Genomic DNA, 21460 nt, shown 5'->3' with positions numbered 1-21460 from the left:
TAAAAGTTGTTTTAAAATTGAAATATTATTGTTCTCTCTCTGATAATGTTTTAACCAATCCTGCCAGAATATTTCCACCGCTCTGAAGGGCAGAAATAACGTTTTTAGCAGGTGATTGCAGCAAGCCAATGATTTCGCCCACCAATTCTTCTTTTGACTTGATTTTGCTCAAGGCATCAAGCTGATCATCACCTAAATAGATGCTGCTGTCAATATAAGCACCCTTCAGGATTGGTTTCTTAACACCACCCTTGCGGAAATCAAGTAATAATTTTGCTGGAGCGTTACCAGTTGTAGATTCAAATAAAAGTCCGGTAGAACCTTTCAAAGCTACATCTAATGCAGAAGTGTCTGCATCTAAGGTATCCAATGCTTTACGTATCAGAGTGTTTTTATACACTTTGTACTCAATGCCTCTGTCAAAGCACAGTCTTCTGAATCTGTTGATAGTAGCAACTGTCAATTCTGAAGCGTCTGTAATGTAGACGAAGGGGTTTTGAGCTAATTTCTCGCTCAGATCGCGTACAATGATTTCTTTCTCTTCCCGTGTCATCTCTTCTCGTTAAATTGAGTTTTTGTCAACTACTACACCAGGACTCATTGTGCTTGACAATGTGATGCTCTTGATATAAGTTCCCTTAGCAGAAGAAGGCTTTAAACGGTTCAAGGTTGCAAGGACCTCAGTAGCGTTAGCAGCAATCTGCTCTGGCCCGAAGGATACTTTTCCAATGCTGGTGTGAATGATACCGGTTTTGTCAACTTTGAAGTCGATTTTACCAGCTTTCACTTCTCTTACCGCTTTGGCAACGTCTGTTGTTACAGTACCAGCTTTAGGATTTGGCATTAAGTTACGGGGTCCTAAGATACGTCCTAGTCTACCTACTTTTGCCATAACGGCTGGCATAGTGATGATTACATCAATATCTGTCCAACCTTTTTCAATCTTCTGGATGTACTCGTCAAGACCTACGTAGTCTGCACCAGCCGCTTTTGCTTCCTCTTCTTTATCAGGGGTGCAAAGCACTAATACACGTACATCTTTACCGGTTCCATGGGGAAGTGTAACCACACCTCTCACCATTTGATCAGCCTTACGCGGGTCAACTCCCAGACGTACGTCAATGTCAACAGAGGCATCAAACTTGGTGAAAGTAATTTCTTTCACTACGCCTGCTGCATCTAACAAAGAGTACTCTTTAGAAGCATCATACTTCGCTAAGACTGCTTTTCTGTTTTTAGAAATTCTAGCCATTTGCTTTTTAATTACTCACTCCAAGGAGCAGTTCCTTTTACTGTGATACCCATGCTACGTGCGGTACCAGCTACCAATCTCATTGCAGCCTCAACTTTGAACGCATTCAGGTCAGGCATTTTGATTTCAGCGATTTCTCTAATTTGCTCCCACGTCACTGAACCTACTTTATTTCGGTTCGGCTCTTTAGAACCAGATTTGATTTTCGCCGCATCCATCAACAATACTGGAGCGGGAGGAGTCTTAATTACAAAGTCAAATGACTTGTCAGTGTACATTGTAATCAAAACTGGGCATACTTGGCCGGCCTTATCTTGGGTTCTGGCATTAAATTGCTTGCAGAACTCCATGATGTTAAGACCTTTAGATCCAAGTGCAGGTCCTATCGGCGGTGCTGGATTCGCGGCGCCTCCCTTTACCTGAAGTTTCAGATAACCTTTTATTTCTTTTGCCATTATTATTTATTACTACTGTTCTTTTTCTACCTGCATGTAGTTCAGCTCTACCGGGGTATTCCGCCCGAAGATCTTCACCATCACATTCAACTTGCGGCGTTCTTCAAACACCTCTTCTACAGTTCCAGAGAAACCATTGAACGGACCATCCATTACTTTCACGGTCTCGCCCACAATGAATGGGGTCTCCAATGTCTCCACCTGCTCTTCTGACTCGTCAACCTTTCCTAAGATGCGGTTCACTTCAGACATGCGCAAAGGCACAGGCTTGGCTACTGTATTTCCGTTTCCGGCGCCTAAGAAACCAATGACTCCCGGGGTACTGGTAATCAAGTGCTCTACCTCCCCGTTGGAGATATCAGCGTGCACCAACACATAACCCGGAAAAAAACTACGCTCTCTCACGCGCTTTTTTCCGTTCCGCATTTCGTACACTTTCTCTGACGGGATTAGTACCTGGGGCACCATCTCCGTTAGATTATGACGGGCAACTTCGTTTTCAAGATAAGACTTTGCTTTCTTCTCCTGTCCGGAAACAGCCCGCACTACATACCATTTCAAATCTGCCATTTTCTCCAGCTTAAATTAGAATTGGTTATAGAACCATTCCAGGGTGGAGTCGTACACAAAATCCATAGCACCCACAACTACTGCAAACACCAGTGACCCTACCAATACCAGGATAGAGCTTTTCTGAAGCTCTGTATAGGTTGGCCAAGAGACTTTATGTTGCATCTCTTCCTTTGTGTCATTGAAAAATTTTGTCAGCTTTCCCATTCTGATGCTATTAACTCTATATGCACGGGAGGTAGGACTCGAACCTACAACCAATGGTTTTGGAGACCACTACTCTACCAATTGAGCTACTCCCGTAAAAAAATGCACGCCATTCGTCTAAATGGAGTGCAAATGTATTAACTCTTTTATAAAAAAACAAGTCCGCCCCACAACTAAGTAAGGCGGACTTGTAAATTTTTATAGATTAGTCAAGGATTTCAGTTACCTGACCAGCACCTACTGTTCTACCACCTTCACGGATAGCGAAACGTAAGCCTTTTTCCATCGCTACTTTGTTGATCAAGTCAACAGTGATAGTGATGTTATCACCAGGCATAACCATTTCAACACCTTCTGGCAAAGTGATAACGCCAGTTACGTCTGTCGTTCTCAGGTAGAACTGTGGACGGTAGTTGTTGAAGAATGGAGTGTGACGTCCACCTTCTTCTTTAGAAAGAACGTAAACCTCAGCTTTGAACTTCATGTGAGGAGTTACTGAACCTGGCTTGCAGATAACCATACCACGACGGATATCAGTTTTCTCAATACCACGAAGCAACAGACCTACGTTGTCACCAGCTTCACCTCTGTCAAGGATCTTACGGAACATCTCAACACCAGTTACTGTTGACTTCAGGCCTTCAGCACCCATACCCAAGATATCCACTTGCTCACCAGAGTTGATGATACCACGCTCAATACGGCCAGTAGCTACTGTACCACGACCAGTGATAGAGAACACGTCCTCAACTGGCATCAAGAATGGAAGGTCAGTTAAACGAGCAGGAATCGGAATGAAAGAGTCAACTGCATCCATCAATTCTTCAATGGTTTTAACCCATTTCGCATCGCCGTTCAAGCCACCAAGAGCAGAACCTTGGATAACTGGAATGTTGTCGCCATCGAAATCATAGAAAGAAAGAAGCTCTCTGATTTCCATTTCAACAAGCTCTAATAATTCTGGATCGTCTACCATGTCCACTTTGTTCATGAACACAACAAGAGCAGGAACACCTACCTGACGAGCCAAAAGGATGTGCTCACGTGTCTGAGGCATAGGGCCATCAGTAGCAGCAACTACAAGGATAGCGCCGTCCATCTGGGCAGCACCAGTAACCATGTTTTTCACGTAGTCAGCGTGACCAGGGCAGTCAACGTGCGCATAGTGACGTTTCTCAGTTGAGTACTCAACGTGAGAAGTATTAATAGTGATACCACGCTCTTTTTCTTCAGGAGCGTTATCAATTGAAGAGAAATCTCTCTTTGCGGCTAGACCTTTGCCCGCTAAAACCTGAGTAATAGCAGCAGTCAAGGTTGTTTTGCCGTGGTCAACGTGCCCAATTGTACCGATGTTTACGTGCGGTTTGGAGCGATCAAAATTTTCTTTAGCCATTTTAGAAAGTATTTAGTTCTTGGGTGAAACGGTGTATTGATTGTTTGATAAATAATACCGCTTGAGCCAACGATGGGAATTGAACCCACGACCCCTTCCTTACCAAGGAAGTACTCTACCCCTGAGCTACGTCGGCATAATGAAATGATGCAGCTTGCGCTGCATCATTTTTTTTTCAAAGAGCGGGAGACGAGGTTCGAACCCGCGACCTACAGCTTGGAAGGCTGTCGCTCTACCAGCTGAGCTACTCCCGCTTGTTTACTGGTACTATCAGAAACCTTCATGAGACAACCTGTAACCTAGCCTCAGTTCCTGATCAATGTTTGAGTGGGGAGAGAAGGATTCGAACCTTCGAAAGCTTACGCTAACGGAGTTACAGTCCGTCCCATTTGGCCACTCTGGAATCTCCCCATTCTTTATTCAAAGAACCCTTTTCCCGTCTTCTTTTGGTGATTTCGTTCTAAGGAGATGCAAAATTAACGGCTTTTTGTTCCGTGTCAAACATTTCGTGAAATATTTTTCAAATCATTTCAGTTGGGTGCTCAAAATTTGCTGCAGTTTCTCGTCTTTCTGGGCCATGTTCAGCAGGGTTTCTTTCCTTTCCTGGGTCTCTGCCATGAGCGTAAGCATTTGAAAGGCTGTTTGTTTCACTATCTCTTGGGTCTCCCGCTCCGTTATGGTTACCAAGGCCTGCCAACCCCTCTCCTGCTGGTCAATATTTTTTTTCAAGAGGAAGGCCCCGAAGCTCTGGATGAAGTAATACAGGTCGCTTCCTCTCATTTTTCTGCCATTTTCCAGAAACCAGGCGTAAACCTCCTCTTGCTGGGAATCCGTAAAACTTGCCGCCAACGCATTCACCACCTCCGGGTTCTTATACCTTAGGAATGGCTTTAACCTTTCGGGGTCGTGCTTGCCGCGGTTCCAGGCAAAGATGGCGGCACTCACCACCTGGTAAGAACTATCCTGAAGGCCTTTCTCTATTATTTCCTTGGGCAACCCGGCCAAGGTGCTCATCGCATACATAGCCGTCGCCCGCACGTTGCTGTTCTTGTCTTGCTGGGCCATCTCCTCTATCAGTCCCTGCACTTCGGGCTTTTGCATGGCCTCCGTGGTGATCATCATCTCCAGGCCGGTGGCTCTTATTTTCCAGAACGGGTCTTTGAGGGCCTTTAATAACACTTGGTCAATTTGCACATGCGCAGTGTCTCGCAGTTCCTCCAGGGCGGTAGCCTTGGCTGCAAACGAATTGCTGTTCATGAATTGGGCCGCCCACTCTGGAATGGTCTTGTCATGGGCCACCTTAGCCAACAAATCCTGGCGGGGGTCCAGGACCACGGCCTGCGGGGCGGCGGCCATGGGAAAGGTGAACGTTTGGCTGGCCTTTTCCACCTGCACTACCTGTTCCTTCCATTTACCCGCTTGCAGGAGCGCTACGGTTAAAGGGAATTTATAAACCGCGCTCCTAAGGGTGTCTTGGGTCTGGGTTAGTTGTAAGGTAAGGTTTCCGTTCTGGTACTGATGGGTAACCTTTAACTCTGGGTGGCCCGGGATCAGGAACCATTGCTGGAAGAAAGGCCTCAGGTCCCGGCCCGTTACCTCCTCAAATGCAAGGCGCAGTTTGTCTGCCTCCACCGTGCCGTACTGGTTCTGGGTAAGGTAAAGTTTGAGCGCCGCGAAGAAGGCCTCGTCGCCCACCTGCTTCCGGAGCATATGCAGGACCCGCCCGCCTTTGGCATAGGAATGGCTGTCAAACATGTCTTCCCTATCCAGGTAATGGTACCGGATAAGCGGCTCCTGCTTGGTCTTCGCCTCGCCTAGGTATTCCAGCAAGGCGGTCTGGTGGGTAAGGGCGGCTTCGTCTGGCCCATATTGATGTTCGGCCCACAGGTATTCTGAGTAATCCGCGAAGGACTCGTTTAAGGGAAGGTTAGCCCAGGACTCGGTGGTGACCAAATCCCCGAACCATTGGTGGAAGAGCTCATGCGCGATGATGTGGTCCCAGTTCTTGTCCAGCAGCTCGCGGCGGTCCTGGTGCAGGGCCTGCATAAAGGTAGAAGCAGTGGTATTTTCCATGGCGCCAGACACGAAGTCCCGCACCACTACCTGCGCGTATTTTTCCCAAGGAAAGGTCACCCCAAGTTTTTGGGAGAAAAACTCCAGCATGGCCGGCGTCCGGCCGAAGGTAGCCTTGGCCGTGCCTGCGTAGGCCGGTTCCACCCAGTAGCTCACTTCTTTGTTCCGCCAGCTGTCTTTTACCACGGCGTATTCCCCTATGGCCATCATCACCAAATAAGGGGCGTGGGGCTTGGTCATGCGCCAGTGGTCCGTTTTAAGCCCGTTTTTCTCATTTCGGCTGGAAACCAGCAACCCATTAGAAAGCGTCTTGAACCGGTTCTCCACCGTAATGAAGAGGTCCTGCGTCATTTTCTCATTGGGCTTGTCAATAGTCGGGAACCAGGCCGAATTGGCCTCTGTCTCGCCTTGGGTCCAGATCTGCTGGGGCACGTCTTTGTCGGTGCCTAGCGGGTTAATGAAGTACAGGCCTTTATCAGCTAAGATGGCCTCACTTCCCTTCACCTTCAGGTCATTGGGTTTGGCGGTATAGGAGATAAAAATTTGCAGTGTGTCCTGGCGGGTATAGGTCCTCCCCAAGTAAATGGTAAGGCGGCTTTGGTCATAGGCGTATTTGAGGGGCGTGGCCTGCTTGCCCTTCAGGAGGGCCACCTGGTGAAGGGCAAATCCCTTCGCGTCCAGCACCACAGAGTCCTGCGGATAAAAATACGGCTTAAGCGTGAGGGAGGCCTCCCCCAGCAGGTGCTGCTTTCCCCAGTCAAACTTTACCTTCAAGGTAGTATGCACCAAATCTATGAGCCGCTCTGCCGATGCCTGGTACGGGCCTTTGCTGGTCCGGGGACCCGCTACGGTGGCAGTGGTGTCCTGGGTAGACGAGACAGGTTCAGCGGTGGCAGCAGGGGCGGCCGGTTTCTCTGCGGCACAGCCCCAGAGGGAGCCGCCCATAAGAATAAGCAAGAAGCCGCGCGAAAGGATGTGATTCATGTAATGATTTATTAACTTTGAGGACTCAAGTTGTGAATTTATTCACACATACGGTATTTACAGTTATTAACGCTGCCCACATGCTACAGGTAAAATCGGCTACTGCTCAGTGGCAAGTAGTGCTAGAGAAAAACCAGATTCTTCTCAACAACACTCCTTTTACCTGGGACCTGCTCCCGCTCACTCCCACTTCTTTCCATATTATCAAAGACGGCAAGTCTTACACCGCTGAATTGGTAGAGAACAATCTGGAGACCAAAACCTTTAAGATTAAGATAAACGGTAACCTGCATACGCTGCAGGTGCAGGACCGGATGGACCTGCTGCTGGAAAGCCTGGGCATGGGCGAGGCCCTTGTCCAGAAGGTGAACGACATCAAGGCGCCTATGCCAGGCCTTATTCTGGAGGTGAAGGTAGTGCCGGGGCAGGAAGTAAAGAAAGGCGACCCCATCCTTATTCTGGAGGCCATGAAAATGGAGAACATCATCAAGTCGCCAGGCGACGGCGTGGTCAGTGCCGTTAAGGTAAACGTGAGGCAGAACGTAGAGAAGAACCAGGTTCTCATAGTTTTTTAAGGATTTCCGTTTTGGGCCTGTTTTTCACAAAACAGGCCCAAAACATATACATACACTTGTTATTTACTTTTCCATAATATAAGAAGCATGCGATTCAAAAGAATTCTATTGAAGCTCAGCGGAGAGTCCTTGATGGGCGAGCAGCAGTATGGCATTGATACCAACATGCTGGTGCAATACGCCGAAGAAATTAAGTCTGCCATTGACCTGGGTGCCCAGGTGGCCGTGGTGATTGGCGGAGGCAACATTTTCAGGGGAGTGCAGGCCGAGTCTGTAGGGTTGGACCGCGTGCAGGGCGACTACATGGGCATGCTGGCCACCGTGATCAACAGCATGGCGCTGCAGAGCGCCCTGGAGAAAGCCGGCGTGTACACCCGTTTACTGTCTGGCATCAACATCCAGCAGGTGTGTGAGCCATACATCCGGCGCCGCGCGCTGCGCCACCTGGAAAAAGGCCGCGTGGTGATTTTCGGGGCCGGTATTGGTAGCCCGTACTTCACCACCGACTCTGCCGCCAGCTTGCGCGCCATTGAGATTGAGGCAGACGTGGTTCTGAAAGGCACCCGCGTAGACGGCATTTACACTGCAGACCCAGAGAAAGACCCCACCGCTACCAAGTACACAGACATTACGTTTGAAGAGGTTTTTGAAAAAGGCCTGAACGTTATGGACATGACTGCGTTTACCCTTTGCAAGGAAAACAACCTGCCAATTGTGGTGTTTGACATCAATACCCGCGGCAACCTGGCCCGGTTGATCAATGGCGAGAAAATAGGCACCCAAGTATCTATGTAAGCATTACCTTCGGCCCAGGCCGCGGATTTTACAGAATAAAGTGAGAAATTAGCGCCGCCTTTGGCATTTGCTGCGGCGGTACCATTTAGTCATCTTTCTAAATCAGAAAACCCAATGACCGAGGAAATTAATTTTTATTTGAGCGAGGCCGAGGAATCCATGCAGAAATCGGTGCAGCACACTAGCGTTGAGTTAACCAAGATCAGAGCGGGTAAAGCCTCTCCTGCCATGGTGGAGGACCTTCGCGTAGATTATTACGGAACTCCTACCCCACTCTCTCAGGTAGCCAACGTAATGACACCAGACGCCCGTACCTTAATGATCAAGCCCTGGGAAAAGAACATGGTGGCCGAGATTGGCAAAGCCATTAAGAACAGTGACTTGGGCCTGGCCCCTAACATGGAAGCCGACGGCGTACGCCTCAATATTCCTGCGTTAACCGAAGAGCGCCGCCGGGAGTTGGTGAAACAAGCCAAAAACGAAACCGAAAGCGGCAAGATTCGCGTGCGTAACATCCGGAAGGACGTGAACGAGTCTTTGAGAAAACTCCAGAAAGAAGGCACCTCTGAAGATGCGGTAAAAGACGCCGAAGCCAAAGTGCAGAAGCTTACTGACTCTTACATTGTAAAACTGGACGAGTTGCTTTCTAAGAAAGAGGCCGAGATCATGACCATCTAAGAAAAGGCGTTTATAGCCTGTTTTTCTTAAAACACCCTAAAAGCAGAAGCCCGCCCTCCAATGAGAGCGGGCTTCTGCTTTTAGGGTCAGGCCGCAAATTATTTTTAGGTATTGAGCGTAGGTTTTGATAGCCAGGCCTTGGCAGCCTCCAGGTTCTCAAATACTTCTATGCCGGTAGTGTCATAGGTAAACCTTAAGGACTTATCCGCTGACAGGCGGCTGAACATGCTGGGTGAGTACACCCAGGCGAAGCAGCTCATGCCGGCCTGCCGCATCCGGGGAAACCAGTCGGTTCCTACCCATTCGGCGGCGCTGGACCAGATTCCCTCTACGTGGGTATTGTCATTCAGTATCTTAAAGCAATTGTGCTGCACCATCTCTTCTAGTAACCGCTCACAGCCCTCTTGCACAGTAGCCAGCGTCTGGAACCCAATCCAGTCGGCATAAATGCAGGACAGTGCGTCATCATGGTAAAGAGAAAGGTAGGTATCTTGAAAAATAAGGACGCTCATTAGAAAGATTAAAACAGACGATTAATCTGATAGGTTGAGCAAATTACAGTACTTATTCGAGTATCTCAAGTATTTACCCCTTTTAAATTTGCACTTTTCTTATAGAACAAAAAGAACAACTTCGTATTTACGGAAAGCTGCACACTTAGGTTTTAAGAAATTTCCCACAGCCTGAGATCCGGATAAATTGAGATGATTAAGATGATCTATTGTTGAAGGAATTCTGAGAAGGGTTCTACCGTGACTCTCCCATTTCCTGGGAATATCCTTTAAGAAGTTAGACCAAGAAACCCACACATCTTGTCATTCTGTAAAGATTTGTGGGCAAACTAGAGAAGCCTTTACTCTGGCGTCATTACCGTTCACAACCGAGATCCTTTCAGGATGACAAAGGAGAGTAGGTAAGCCTATTGCAGGCCTAAACTTTACTTTTCAAGCTGACAGAGGAGAAAAGGCATACTAATTATCCTGCCATTTCATATATAGAATGAAGCAGCAGAACTACAGATCAGAAAGGTCAGCAAGTACTTTGCCACCGGAAGTCACGGCTAAAGGAAGTTAAATGCAGATAGACTGCGGGAGATGGAAGTCAAACCAACTATCTGCTAAAAAAACAGTTTTCGGGTAATCACCCTTTAGAGGTATAGCTTTTTGGCCTGGATGTAGTCTTGCACCGCTTCTGGCAGCAGATAGCGGGTGGACTTGCCTTCTTTGAGGCATTTCCGGATGAAGGTGGCCGAGATGTCCAGCAGGGGCGCCGGTACCAGCGTAATTTTAGGATGGTCCTTTAAGGCCAAAGGGATAGCCGCACTACCGGGCCTGGGGTATACCAGTATTTCGTACTCCTCCAGAATCTGCTCATAATTTTTCCATTTATGGAAAGTGGCGAGGTTGTCTTCGCCCATAATGAGTACAAACTGGTAGGTGGGGTATTTTTCCTTCAGGTACGTGAGAGTGTCTATGGTATAACTAGGCTTGGGCATCCGGAACTCAATGTCCGTGACGCCCAAGTCTGCGTTATCGGCTATGGCCAGCCGCACCATGTGCAGGCGGTCAAATTCATGTAAGAGGCTGTTGCTGGGCTTGAACGGGTTCTGCGGGCTTACCACCAACCAGACCGTGTCTAAGGTGGTGTTGGTAGCCATGTAGTTAGCCAGAATAAGGTGACCTACATGGATAGGATTAAAAGAACCGAAGAGCAGCCCTACCCGCATGGCTATACTATAGGTTCGTCTGGACGGATAAAGTCCCGCACCAGTTTTTCGGCTTTCACAAAGGCTTCTTCCAGGTTCTCATTTACAATCACTTCATCAAACTGGTCTTCAAAACTCAGTTCAAACTTGGCCTTGAAAATACGGCTGGAGATGCTGGAGGCAGAATCTGTGTTACGGGCCACCAGGCGCTTGGAAAGTTCTTCAATGGAAGGCGGCTTTACAAATACCGCAAGGGCGCGGTCTCCGTAAAAATGCTTCACGCTTAAGCCACCTTTTACATCTACATCCAGAATGGCGTGCTTGCCTTCTGACCAAATGCGCTCTATCTCAGACTTAAGGGTGCCGTAGAAGGCGCCCTCATAGACTTCTTCCCATTCCACAAATTCCTCGTGCACAATCTTCTCACGAAACTCGTCTGGGGTAATGAAATAATAGTCTTTGCCGTTTACTTCTGAACGGCCGCGGCGGTCGCGGGTGCAGGCGGAGATAGAAAAACTTAGCTCTGGGAGAACGTTTACTAAATGACGGACAATTGTTGTTTTGCCGGCCCCGGAAGGAGCCGAGAATATAATGATTTTACCTTGCATCCTAGGTATGGAAGCTTATGACTAAGCTGTTTGGTGGATCTTTGATTTAATGGTGTCAGCGAGGGAGGCAGGAGTACCTGGCTGACGTAACGATGCCTGTAGGAACTGGACAAACACGCGTTGTTTGTCTACACTTTCAAAGCACGGAGAGCATTCGTCTGACTGCTCGGCCAGAAAATCCTCATCCTCTTTGGTGGCTGCGCCTTCCAGCCACTTTTCAAATACGCCTTTCACCTTCTCACAATCCGGATCATGGCTCTCCCCTTTGGCGTTATCGCCCATCAATTCCTCTGTCATTGTAGTAGTTCCCCTCATATTTAATTCCTGTTAGCTATTATAACCCATCGTCTTAGCGTATTTCTCCAGCTTCTCCTTTAGGAAGTGGCGGGCCCGGTGTAAGCGGCTCCGCACAGTACCAATAGGAATGTCCAGAATCTTGGCCATTTCCTCATAGGTAAACCCTTCCAGATCGCAGAGGATGATTACCGTTCTGAAGTCTACCGGTAATGAGTTCAAGGCTCCCGCCACCTCATCGCCAATCAGGTCCTGCACACTTTCCATGCGCAAATCTGTGGTACCTCCAGAGCTATCTCCCTCGGCATCAACGTCTTCAGAATTGTAGTAACCTTCCACCTCAGAGTAGTCTACTTTGGCGGGTTGTTTGCTCTTTTTCCGGAAGTCGTTTATAAACGAGTTCTTTAGGATGCGGAACAGCCAGGCTTTGGCATTAGTTCCGGGTTCAAAATAATCAAAGAAACGATAGGCCTTTAGATAGGTCTCCTGTACCAGGTCATTAGCATCATCTTCGTCCAGGGTTAGACGAAAGGCGAAGTTGTAGAGCGGGGAAATGACTGGCATCAGTTCCGCCTCAAAGCGGGCGTCCTTTTCCTCTTTGCTCATTGTATTCCCTCTCTGTTCGCTCATTGCTCTTAAATTTGTACTTTTACACTTATGATAAAGGTACCTATACGCAAATATAGAAATTAAATATACATAGGTACGTACGAATATTTGGGCAGATGTTTACACTTGCCCCCAGAAAGGCTACTTTTTTGAGCGCCTTCCGCTTTATTTCACCTTCTGCGCCGCATGTCTCAGCCCATCTCCCTCACTATTCTTGCCAAAAACAGCCAAGACCTGCTCCCGCGTTGCCTGGCGGCCCTCACCGCTTTCCCGGAGGTCATCTTACTGGACAACGGCTCTACGGATGATACCGTGGCCGTGGCCCGGCAGTTTGCCAACGTGAAAGTCTTCCATTCGCCGTTCATTGGCTTTGGGCCACTTAAGAACCTGGCCGCCTCTTACGCCACCCATGACTGGATTTTGTCTGTAGACAGTGACGAGGTACTATCTCCTGAGTTGGTGCAGAGCATATTACACCACCCGCTACAAGAGAACAAGGCCTACCGGTTCCTGCGCCACAACTATTATGGGCAGAAGCTCATTAACGCCTGCGGCTGGGAAAACGACTACGTGCTACGGCTGTTCAACCGCAAAACCACAGGCTTTACCAACCGCGAGGTCCACGAAGGCATTATCACTACTTCTATAACGATAGAAACCCTGCCAGGCATATTAAAGCACTATTCTTTTAAGAACGCTGACGAGTTGCTGCAGAAACTCAACCAATACACCACCCTGTTTGCGCATGAGAACCGGTTCAAAAAGCAGTCCTCGGCGTTCACCGCCACCTACAAAGGCGCCTGGACCTTTTTCCGGAATTATTTTCTCAAGCGCGGGTTTCTATACGGGTTTGAAGGCTTTTTAATCTCGGCTTCTAACGCTAACGGGGCCTTTTACAAATACCTGAAACTGCACGAAGCCAACCGAAGCATGACCACCAGCCTCATTATTTCTACCTACAACTGGCCCCAGGCTCTGGAAGTGGTTTTGAAAAGCGTGGCCCGGCAGCATGAACTGCCCACCGAGGTAATCATAGCCGATGACGGTTCCCGCGGGGAGACCCGGGCCCTGATAGAACGTTACCAGCAGGATTTCCCTGTGCCACTACGCCATTGCTGGCACGAAGACACGGGCTTTAGGCTGGCCGCTATCCGGAACAAAGCCATGGCCCTTGCCACCGGTGAATACATCCTCTCCATTGACGGCGACATGGTGCTGCACCCAGACTTTGTGAAAAGCCACAAGCGTATGGCCGGCTTCAACACCTTCATTCAGGGCAAGCGGGTCCTGCTACCAAAAGACCTTACCCAACAGATTCTGCAGACCAAGGAATGGCACCTCACGCCCTTCTCCAAAGGAATCATTAACCGTTTTAACGCCGTCTCCTCTGGGGTGCTTGCCAAACTTGCCTCTAAAAAGCGTTCTGATATCAAGGCCATACGCGGCTGCAATATGGCTTTCTGGCGAAATGATGTTTTGAAAGTAAACGGGTTTAATGAAGCTATTACCGGCTGGGGCCGCGAAGACAGCGAATTTGCCATCAGGTTGCTGAATGCCGGCGTAGAACGCAGGAACCTACCCTTCGGCGGCGTGGGCTACCACCTCTATCACCCAGAGAATGCTCGTACTTCTCTAGCGGAGAACGACAAGATCCTGGCAGATGCCATCGCCCAAAAAGCCACTTGGTGCGAGAAGGGTATTAATCAATATTTGGGATAAAGCATTTTGCCGTAGGAACAGGTCGAGAAGCTCTCCGCTGTAGTTTAAGTTTGTAACCAGCTTTCTTTATGGTTTGCAGGAAGAGCAGCTATTAAAGGTGTCTATGAGAACACCAACAACGGCGGGAGGTATAATTTTGCAGGTTGAAAGTACCATAGCACGCTCTTCCGAATTTGTAATCCGGAAGTTTGGAAAAGGGGATTTGCAATCCCCGGCGTTGCCGAGAATCATCTGCACGAGTAACCATCCCCCTACCCTCTTCAATGGGGATGAAGAAGAGGGCAATGGAAAACCTGTTAACTATGGTAGAGCTTTTAGTCAAAGCCTTTCTAGTTCGCCCACAAGGTCCTTTCAGGATGACAAAAGATAGAAAGTAGATTGGGTTACCAAAGGATAAGATTGGGCTGTCAAAACAGAGGTTGTACAACATGACTCCAAATAAAAACGCCCGGCTTCTTGGTAGAAGTCGGGCGTTTTTGCCTTGTTTTCCGGAAAACGGCCCGGAAACGGTATGATTAGTAACGGTAGTACTCTGGCTTGAATGGTCCTTGCACCTCTACACCAATGTAGGCAGCTTGCTCAGAAGACAGTTCTTCCAGCTCTACGCCAATTTTAGCTAAGTGCAGACGGGCTACTTTCTCATCTAAGTGCTTAGGCAGGGTATACACCTTGTTCTCGTAGGCCTCAGAATTGGTCCAAAGCTCCAGCTGGGCCAGAGTTTGGTTAGAGAAAGAGTTAGACATCACAAAAGACGGGTGACCAGTGGCGCAACCAAGGTTCACCAAACGGCCTTCCGCCAGGATGATAATGTCTTTGCCTTCCAGGGTGTACAGATCTACCTGTGGTTTCACGGTATCTTTGGTATGGCCGTAGTTTTCGTTCAACCAGGCCATGTCAATCTCATTGTCAAAGTGACCTATGTTGCAGACAATGGCTTTGTCTTTTAGGGCCAGGAAGTGCTCGCTTCTAATGATGTTGAAGTTACCAGTAGCGGTGACCACTATGTCAGCCTCCGGAATGGCATTCTCCATTTTCTTCACGGCAAAACCATCCATGGCGGCTTGCAGGGCGCAGATAGGGTCAATCTCGGTTACAATCACGCGGGCACCGGCGCCACGCAACGAAGCGGCAGAACCTTTTCCTACGTCACCGTACCCAGCCACAACGGCTACTTTACCAGCCATCATTACATCCGTAGCTCTTCTGATAGAGTCTACCAAAGATTCTTTACAGCCGTATTTGTTGTCAAACTTAGACTTGGTCACGGAGTCGTTCACGTTGATAGCGGGCATCACCAAAGTGCCGTTTTTCATACGCTCGTACAGACGGTGCACCCCGGTGGTAGTCTCTTCAGACAAACCTTTGATACCGGCAGCCAGCTCTGGGTAGTTGTCAAACACCATGTTGGTCAGGTCACCACCATCGTCCAGGATCATGTTCAGGGGCTGACGGTCTTCCCCGAAGAAAAGGGTCTGCTCAATGCACCAGTCAAATTCTTCTGCGTTCATACCTTTCCAGGCGTAAACAGAGATGCCAGCGGCGGCAATGGCAGCAGCAGCGTGGTCTTGGGTAGAGAAAATGTTGCAGCTAGACCAGGTAACCTCAGCACCTAACTCCACCAGGGTCTCAATGAGAACCGCAGTCTGGATAGTCATGTGCAGACAGCCGGCAATACGCGCGCCTGCCAATGGTTTGCTGGGACCGAACTCCTCACGGATGGCCATCAAACCTGGCATCTCAGATTCAGCTAATCTAATCTCTTTTCTTCCCCACTCAGCCAGGGAAATATCTTTTACTTTGTACTTCAAATACGTTTCTACCATTGTAGTTCAGGTTTTTACAGAAGAACCGCAAAGGTACGCAATAAGTTTATCATCCTCAACGGAAACCCCGGTTTACACGGCGCGCCCCTGCACGTTTTAGAGCTGTTTTAGAGAAAACGGCCCTAAAACGAAATAGAAGGGCCCGCTTACACTAGCGGGCCCAGGGTAACTCAAATCAGGAAAGTCTTTACTTGTTCACAATCACTTCGGCCCCCAGGGTATTTGTATTGCCTGACGGCGGATTCAGGAATCCTTTGGCGAAAATGGTGTAGATCTTGCCCGCCTCCAGGTTCACGGTGGCGGTAACCGCATTAGTGTTGGTATTCACCGGCTGCACCAGCAGCGTATAGGATCCTGCATTGACCGGGGTAAATGCGGTGGCTTCCTTGAACTCTATGTCTGAGAACAGGTCACCTCCTCCTTGCACCACCACATCTACCCTTGGGGCGTCTGGCGACAAATGGAAAAACCGCACATGGGCTTTTCCGGCGGCAGGCGCAGCCAGGTTATCCTCCACCACCAGGGCAGAAATACCAGTAACCGGACCGGCAGCAAACACAGAGTAATTCATGTTGGCGGCTAGGGTCAGGTTAGCATCTATGACCGCATTGGTGGCGCTGGCACCGGCAGGGGTTACTTTCACGTTTCTGGTTCCGGCCTGCACCTGCAGATACCCCGTATTTCTTGGGTAGGCCAGCGCGGCGGTGTTGGCTTTGGTTCCGTCTACATATAAATCAACCGAAGGGGCGTTGGGCGACGCGTGCACCACCATGACATTGGCTTTCTGGTCCATGGTCATCACATCGTCATCATCATCTTCGCAGGCGCTGGTCAGGAGCAGGGTAGGCAGAGCAACTGCCATCAGGCAAAACTTCATCCACGTTTTCATACGGCTACTACATTAAGTTAAAAAATAAGGACTCACCCTTAGATAACTACCTCACCACTAGTTTGTTTAACGATTTATATCAAAACCTTAAACAATACTTATTCGGTAGCGGCTTGCTCAATTCTGTATCTTTGCCTCCTTCCTCTCACCAGACCCTACTATGCACGTTTTTTCTCCGGAGGAGCAAGAATTCCTTCAAAAAAACCTCCAGCAAGATCCAGCCAAGCTGATGCTGCAGGCCAAGAAATGGCCGGGGATAGACGTGCCCAAACTAGCGCAGCAGATAAAGGCCCGGCAGAAAGCGAAAACCAAGATTCCTGCCTGGGCGGCGAATCTGAGCCTGGTATTCCCGGCGAACCTGTCTGTAGAGCAGAGTTCCTCTGAACTGACGGCGGCCTACAAAGCCAATCTTATTTCTGGGGAAACCTTAGCTGATCTGACCGGTGGGTTTGGGGTAGATGCCTATTCCTTTGCCCAACGTTTCAGGCAGGTGACCTACGTGGAGCGGCAGCCAGAATTAGCCGAGGTGGTGGCCAATAATTACCAGCAACTGGGGATAGAAAACATACAGGTGGTTTCCGGCGAGGCCGAGGATTTCCTAGAAACCTTGCCTGCTCAACTGGACGTGATTTACCTGGACCCCGCCCGCCGGGGCGAGAGCCAGGAACGGGTGCATCTGCTCCAGGACTGTGAGCCAGACGTGCTGGGCCTGCTCCCTGCGCTGTTACAGAAGGCCAAAGCGGTGCTGCTCAAAACGGCGCCCATGCTAGACATTGACCTGGCGCTACAAGACCTGACCGGCGTGCAACACATTTGGGTAGTGGCCGTGCAGAACGAGGTGAAGGAAGTGCTGTACCTCATCACGTCAGATACAACCCAGGAACCGGTCATTACCGCCGTGAACCTTCGGCCGGGCCAGGAGCCGCTGGAAGTCAGTTTTACCAAATTGCAGGAAGAACAGGCCACTGCCGTGTACGCCCCTGAGCCGCTCACCTATCTGTATGAACCCAACACGGCCCTTCTGAAAGCGGGCGCCTTTAAATGGTTGTCACAAGAGTACCAAGTGCAGAAGCTACACCGAAACAGCCACCTCTATACCTCCACAGAACTGCAGGCAGCGTTTCCGGGCCGTATTTTTGAAATCACGGCCAAACCAAAAGCCAATGCTAAGGAACTGCACCAGCTACTACCCAATAAAAAAGCGAACATCACGGTACGCAATTACCCCTTAACAGTGGCCCAGCTAAGAGATAAGCTAAAACTGAAGGAAGGCGGGAATGATTATCTGTTTGCCACTACGGACATGCACAATAAGCCTATTCTGATATTGGGCAGGAAAGTGAATTGATTGTTTTATTGCTAATTGTTGATTGTTAATAATACTCGCAGATTATAGGCTGAGGTTTTTTCGCTAGACCTTTCTTGGCGCGCGTCTCCAGACTCGCCTGGAGCCACGGTTAACTTTCAATCCTACAGCCCTAGATTTACTTCCGTGACTTATAACCTTTTGAAAAGAAAGGCTAATGTACTGGTTTCGCTGCTGTGCAGTGAGGTAGTCTGGAGACTACCAGCATCCATAGTCACAAGTCTGGAGACTCGCGCCAGGGGAATAACCTCAAAACAACCAGCAATTAACAATCAGCAATACATCAATACTTCGGCTTTGCTTTGCTCACCCATTTGCTGCCTTTGAGGCTGAAGCGCCAGGGAAGCAGGGCATCTGCACCGGCGTAGGCCACGCCAACCCGGGGCCCGGCCACTATTTCTTCCTCCGGAATCACTTTTCCGTGGTCTTCAAACCAGATCTCGCTGCCTTGCAGGTGGGTACCGTTGTGGTGCGTGGAGATGCCCAGGGCTTGGGTGACCAGGCCGGGGCCGGCGGTAAGGCGGGTTTCTATTTTGTCAAGGCCGCGGCGGAGCTTCATTTCTTCCAGGCCTTCGGTGGGTTCAATGGCCCTGATGAGCACGGCATCGGCGGTGCCTTCGGTATTGGTGACAATATTGAAGAGGGAATAAATGCCATAAATGAGGTACACGTAAGCCACCCCGCCGTGCTCGTACATGATCTGGGTACGTTTGGTGCGCCGGCCCAGGTGCGCGTGGCAGGCCGCGTCATTGTCTCCGGAGTAGGCCTCGGTCTCCACCACCATACCGCCGGTCAAGATGCCGTCAAAGCTGGTGAAGAAGTACTTGCCAATGAGTTCCTGCGCAATAGTGACCACGTCTGGGCGGGCGAAGAAAGCATCTGGGAGTTTGCGGGGCGCTGGCATAGCAGAGGGACGTTATTGTTTCACGTAGACATCGGTGGCGCCGTCTGCTACCACGTTGTTGAGCACCAGCGTTTTCTCATCACAGAACCAGAACTGGTAGCCCACGGGCGTGAGGCTCTGGCCTACAATCTTGTAGGGTTGCCGTTCGCCCTGAAGTTTCCCGTTGACATACTGCTCAAACTCGCCGTTCTCAAAGAAAATGATGGTAGAGGCCTCGGTGATTTGCGCACCGGTCAAGAACTCGTCCTCCCGGGCGCCCATGTAGTTGGTCTGCACGCCCTTCAACTCCCATTTACCGGTTAACCGGCTGACGGCCGTGGCCGAGTCTGTGGAAGTGAACTCGCAAAGCGCTACTTCTGCCTTTTCATCAGCCGCAGCGCCTTCCTTTTTATTATCCTTGCCGGATTGGCAGGCCGTCCCTAACGCCGCAAGCACCAACATAGAAAGCAGAAGTTTTTTCATAGACAGGGCAAAAACAGTGGACTGGGTGGCAAGAAAGCTAAAATTGCCGGGATGACCTGTACAATAGAACAAGTATCCCGGCAAAATTCCGCCGCTAAAAAGTGAGCTTATCTTTTCTTGGCAATCGCTTTCTCAATGTTGAAATAGACCTCGGTGAGGTTGAGCTTATTGGGCGTCTGCAGGTTCACCTGTTCGTATTTGTTTTCCAGCAACACAGCCCTTCCCTTCTGCCGAAGGTTCACCACGGTCAGGAACATATACTCATCGCGGGGCGCGTTGATCACCACCGCGGTCTGCGGGGAGCGCCCGTTGCCGCTGGCCTTGATGGCCGCCATCAGCCCCTCAAACTTGGTGAGGTATTTCTGGCTTTCCACTTTCTTGTTCATCTCGCCGTAGGCCATGTGCATGAGGTAGAGCACGTCCAGGTTGAAGGGGTCAACGGCCAGAATCTTATTGCCGGTGGTTACAATATCCATGAACCGCTCATAGAGCAGCATCTCGTTCAGGTCATCAGACTTGTCATTGGGCCGGTACGGGTTGTAGCCGGTCTGGAACGTCCAGCCATAATACAGGTGCTTGTATTCATCCAGGGTGAGGCGGGTATCATTGGCGTGATACCGCTTGAGCAGCGTGGGGTAGTAGAGTTTTGACTTAGGCGAGGCAATAGCCTTTTTGATGGCGTCAAAGTTTACCTTGGAAATGGTCTGGGCCCCAGAAGAGGCCAGTAACGCCAGGCAAAGGAGGCCGGTAAGCAAAAATTGTTTCATGGAGGAACGTACAAAGGTAATGTGGCGGTAAGCGCAAATACAGTGCTAAAAACTAGCGCCCGTTGTAAAAAGTTGCAAGCCTTTGAAAAGCCTTGCCTATACTAACGCTGTTTTGGGGTTGTTTTGGCTAAAACAGGCCTAAAACGGAAGTAATTTCTTTCCGGAAGTTCAGCCCTAGTCTTACCGCAGCAAGGGTAAAAACCCTATCTTCCGGTAAAACAAGCTGCGCTATGAGAAAAACTATCCTCTTACTCCTGCTCTCCGTAGGGGCGTTTTCCGTGACCCAGGCCCAGAAAGTGGTGTCCTCTTTCCGGCAGGCCGAAGGTACTGCTTATTCCATGCAGCTACTGGATGCCCAATACAAAAGCGCGGTGCATGAAGATTCTACCCTGGCGGTGTTCACCGGACCAGACCAGCAGAAGCTGGTGGCGGCCTACCAGCAGCTGTTGCAGGAACTGGGCCGGCACCTCAGGCAAAACGGCTTTACCTGGGGCAAACCTACCCGCGCCTTCAACCGCTTCTACTTTAACGCAGACGGCACTATTGACTATTACCTGTTCAACTTTAACCCCCAAGAGGCAGACGCCCAGAAGCAAGCCGAGTTTCAGCGGCTCATGGCCGAATTCATCAAAACCCACCGATTGGCGATGGAGGCGCCGGTCCCATTCAGCCAATGCAGCCCCGTGGTGTACAAAGATTAGCGTAAGTGAAGGGTCTACATTTTTTCAACATCCTTCTAATAACAGCAGGTAGCATTTCTATTCTGTTTCTGTCCTCAGTATTTTCCCTTGGAAGTTATGAGCAATTCCAAGAACAGCTGAATAGTCTACCTGAAGCCTTTTTTTCAAGGTTTCTAGCTATGATCTACTTATCGCTTCTTTGGACAGCGTTGATCATTATCCTTAATTCCTTAATCACAGGTTTATTAGGAATCAATAAAATCTATGCGCTTGAAATATCCTCTAAAGCGCTCCTAATATTTATAGCCAATGCTCTGTTAGGAACAACCTTTTTCTTTTTCCGATAAACTTAATTCTGGCCTGTTTTTGCCAAAACAGCCCCAAAACGCCTCTTCTTAAATTTCCTGGGTCCGCTATAGCGCACTTTCCAAACTTACCGTACCTTTGCCCCTGATATTGGTGACCGCCCTGGCTTTCTGCCGTGCGGTCTTAAAAGGGAATCAGGTGTAATACCTGAGCTGTACCCGCAACTGTTATCTTCAAACCCATTCTGCCCACCATACGCCACTGTCTGCTTTGCCAGATGGGAAGGCCGGGCCGGAGAAGAGAGCCAGGAGACCTGCCAACGTCTTACATACACACTTGGAGGCTT

The 21460-nt window shown here is 49.4% G+C and carries 23 protein-coding genes, 4 tRNA genes and 1 riboswitch; of the genes, 6 read left to right on the top strand and 21 right to left on the bottom strand.

The features are described from left to right. Positions 1-25: 25 nt before the first annotated feature. From rplJ to TH63_RS01005, 11 genes are all read right to left on the bottom strand, one after another. Positions 26-553, bottom strand: a complete 528-nt coding sequence (gene rplJ / locus TH63_RS01055; protein ID WP_048919290.1) for a 50S ribosomal protein L10 — start codon at positions 551-553, stop codon at positions 26-28. A gap of 9 nt (positions 554-562) precedes the next feature. Beyond that, positions 563-1252, bottom strand: coding sequence for a 50S ribosomal protein L1 (gene rplA, locus TH63_RS01050; RefSeq protein ID WP_048919289.1), 690 nt, complete (start codon positions 1250-1252; stop codon positions 563-565). An 11-nt stretch (positions 1253-1263) separates the two neighbouring features. Next, positions 1264-1707, bottom strand: coding sequence for a 50S ribosomal protein L11 (rplK, locus tag TH63_RS01045; RefSeq protein ID WP_048919288.1), 444 nt, complete (start codon positions 1705-1707; stop codon positions 1264-1266). 12 nt (positions 1708-1719) lie between these two features. After that, positions 1720-2277 (bottom strand): transcription termination/antitermination protein NusG, encoded by a 558-nt coding sequence (nusG, locus tag TH63_RS01040; protein WP_048919287.1) that lies wholly within the window; start codon positions 2275-2277, stop codon positions 1720-1722. Positions 2278-2292: 15 nt separating this feature from the next. Beyond that, positions 2293-2484 (bottom strand): preprotein translocase subunit SecE, encoded by a 192-nt coding sequence (gene secE / locus TH63_RS01035; protein WP_048919286.1) that lies wholly within the window; start codon positions 2482-2484, stop codon positions 2293-2295. A 23-nt stretch (positions 2485-2507) separates the two neighbouring features. Then, a tRNA-Trp gene (locus TH63_RS01030) sits at positions 2508-2580 on the bottom strand. A 109-nt stretch (positions 2581-2689) separates the two neighbouring features. Then, on the bottom strand, positions 2690-3877 hold the full coding sequence (tuf, locus tag TH63_RS01025) for an elongation factor Tu (RefSeq protein ID WP_048919285.1): 1188 nt from the start codon (positions 3875-3877) through the stop codon (positions 2690-2692). 64 nt (positions 3878-3941) lie between these two features. Further along, positions 3942-4013, bottom strand: a tRNA-Thr gene (locus TH63_RS01020). Between the two features lie 45 nt (positions 4014-4058). After that, positions 4059-4131: transfer RNA gene (locus tag TH63_RS01015), tRNA-Gly, on the bottom strand. Positions 4132-4205: 74 nt separating this feature from the next. After that, positions 4206-4288: transfer RNA gene (locus TH63_RS01010), tRNA-Tyr, on the bottom strand. A 114-nt stretch (positions 4289-4402) separates the two neighbouring features. Further along, positions 4403-6934 (bottom strand): M1 family metallopeptidase, encoded by a 2532-nt coding sequence (locus TH63_RS01005; protein WP_048919284.1) that lies wholly within the window; start codon positions 6932-6934, stop codon positions 4403-4405. Between the two features lie 80 nt (positions 6935-7014). Between TH63_RS01005 and TH63_RS01000 the strand changes: the two genes are divergently transcribed. From TH63_RS01000 to frr, 3 genes are all read left to right on the top strand, one after another. Next, positions 7015-7509 carry a biotin/lipoyl-containing protein gene (locus TH63_RS01000; RefSeq protein WP_048919283.1) on the top strand — a complete coding sequence of 165 codons (495 nt, stop codon included), beginning with the start codon at positions 7015-7017 and terminating at the stop codon, positions 7507-7509. An 87-nt stretch (positions 7510-7596) separates the two neighbouring features. Further along, positions 7597-8304, top strand: coding sequence for a UMP kinase (gene pyrH, locus TH63_RS00995; protein WP_048919282.1), 708 nt, complete (start codon positions 7597-7599; stop codon positions 8302-8304). Positions 8305-8418: 114 nt separating this feature from the next. Continuing rightward, complete coding sequence (gene frr / locus TH63_RS00990) at positions 8419-8982, top strand: ribosome recycling factor (RefSeq protein ID WP_048919281.1); 564 nt, start codon at positions 8419-8421, stop codon at positions 8980-8982. 104 nt (positions 8983-9086) lie between these two features. Here frr and TH63_RS00985 read toward each other — a convergent pair whose 3' ends face one another. From TH63_RS00985 to TH63_RS00965, 5 genes are all read right to left on the bottom strand, one after another. Further along, complete coding sequence (locus tag TH63_RS00985) at positions 9087-9494, bottom strand: STAS/SEC14 domain-containing protein (RefSeq protein WP_048919280.1); 408 nt, start codon at positions 9492-9494, stop codon at positions 9087-9089. A gap of 635 nt (positions 9495-10129) precedes the next feature. Continuing rightward, positions 10130-10708: a nicotinate (nicotinamide) nucleotide adenylyltransferase gene (gene nadD, locus TH63_RS00980; RefSeq protein WP_048919279.1), complete on the bottom strand. Its 579-nt coding sequence runs from the start codon at positions 10706-10708 to the stop codon at positions 10130-10132. A gap of 2 nt (positions 10709-10710) precedes the next feature. After that, on the bottom strand, positions 10711-11295 hold the full coding sequence (gene gmk, locus TH63_RS00975) for a guanylate kinase (RefSeq protein ID WP_048919278.1): 585 nt from the start codon (positions 11293-11295) through the stop codon (positions 10711-10713). Positions 11296-11316: 21 nt separating this feature from the next. Beyond that, entirely contained in the window at positions 11317-11592 is a 276-nt protein-coding gene (locus tag TH63_RS00970; protein WP_048919277.1) for a hypothetical protein, read from the bottom strand. A gap of 30 nt (positions 11593-11622) precedes the next feature. Then, positions 11623-12219, bottom strand: coding sequence for a sigma-70 family RNA polymerase sigma factor (locus TH63_RS00965; RefSeq protein ID WP_048919276.1), 597 nt, complete (start codon positions 12217-12219; stop codon positions 11623-11625). 165 nt (positions 12220-12384) lie between these two features. Between TH63_RS00965 and TH63_RS00960 the strand changes: the two genes are divergently transcribed. Beyond that, complete coding sequence (locus tag TH63_RS00960) at positions 12385-13917, top strand: glycosyltransferase family 2 protein (protein WP_048919275.1); 1533 nt, start codon at positions 12385-12387, stop codon at positions 13915-13917. Positions 13918-14432: 515 nt separating this feature from the next. Here TH63_RS00960 and ahcY read toward each other — a convergent pair. After that, complete coding sequence (gene ahcY, locus TH63_RS00955; protein WP_048919274.1) at positions 14433-15740, bottom strand: adenosylhomocysteinase; 1308 nt, start codon at positions 15738-15740, stop codon at positions 14433-14435. A gap of 187 nt (positions 15741-15927) precedes the next feature. Next, on the bottom strand, positions 15928-16629 hold the full coding sequence (locus TH63_RS00950; RefSeq protein ID WP_048919273.1) for a DUF4397 domain-containing protein: 702 nt from the start codon (positions 16627-16629) through the stop codon (positions 15928-15930). 160 nt (positions 16630-16789) lie between these two features. Here TH63_RS00950 and TH63_RS00945 point away from each other — a divergent pair, with 160 nt between their 5' ends. Further along, positions 16790-17977: a THUMP-like domain-containing protein gene (locus TH63_RS00945; RefSeq protein ID WP_048919272.1), complete on the top strand. Its 1188-nt coding sequence runs from the start codon at positions 16790-16792 to the stop codon at positions 17975-17977. A 301-nt stretch (positions 17978-18278) separates the two neighbouring features. Here TH63_RS00945 and TH63_RS00940 read toward each other — a convergent pair whose 3' ends face one another. The 3 genes from TH63_RS00940 to TH63_RS00930 all read right to left on the bottom strand — a co-directional run bounded on the left by TH63_RS00940 (position 18279) and on the right by TH63_RS00930 (position 20128). Next, the gene (locus TH63_RS00940) at positions 18279-18899 is read right to left on the bottom strand and encodes a DNA-3-methyladenine glycosylase (RefSeq protein WP_048919271.1); all 621 of its coding nucleotides are present in this window, start codon (positions 18897-18899) and stop codon (positions 18279-18281) included. Positions 18900-18911: 12 nt separating this feature from the next. After that, positions 18912-19361, bottom strand: coding sequence for a hypothetical protein (locus TH63_RS00935; RefSeq protein ID WP_048919270.1), 450 nt, complete (start codon positions 19359-19361; stop codon positions 18912-18914). A 107-nt stretch (positions 19362-19468) separates the two neighbouring features. Then, positions 19469-20128 carry a DUF4919 domain-containing protein gene (locus tag TH63_RS00930; RefSeq protein WP_048919269.1) on the bottom strand — a complete coding sequence of 220 codons (660 nt, stop codon included), beginning with the start codon at positions 20126-20128 and terminating at the stop codon, positions 19469-19471. Positions 20129-20358: 230 nt separating this feature from the next. On the opposite strand from TH63_RS00930, the gene TH63_RS00925 reads away from it, so the two are divergent. Further along, positions 20359-20829, top strand: a complete 471-nt coding sequence (locus TH63_RS00925) for a hypothetical protein (RefSeq protein WP_048919268.1) — start codon at positions 20359-20361, stop codon at positions 20827-20829. A 419-nt stretch (positions 20830-21248) separates the two neighbouring features. Continuing rightward, positions 21249-21449, top strand: a riboswitch (cobalamin riboswitch). Positions 21450-21460 lie beyond the last annotated feature (11 nt).

Origin of the sequence: Rufibacter radiotolerans (genome assembly GCF_001078055.1) — a bacterium.
Taxonomy (GTDB): domain Bacteria; phylum Bacteroidota; class Bacteroidia; order Cytophagales; family Hymenobacteraceae; genus Nibribacter; species Nibribacter radiotolerans.
The sequence above is the reverse complement of the archived record's forward strand: the minus strand, read 5'-3'. Positions and strand labels throughout refer to the sequence as shown.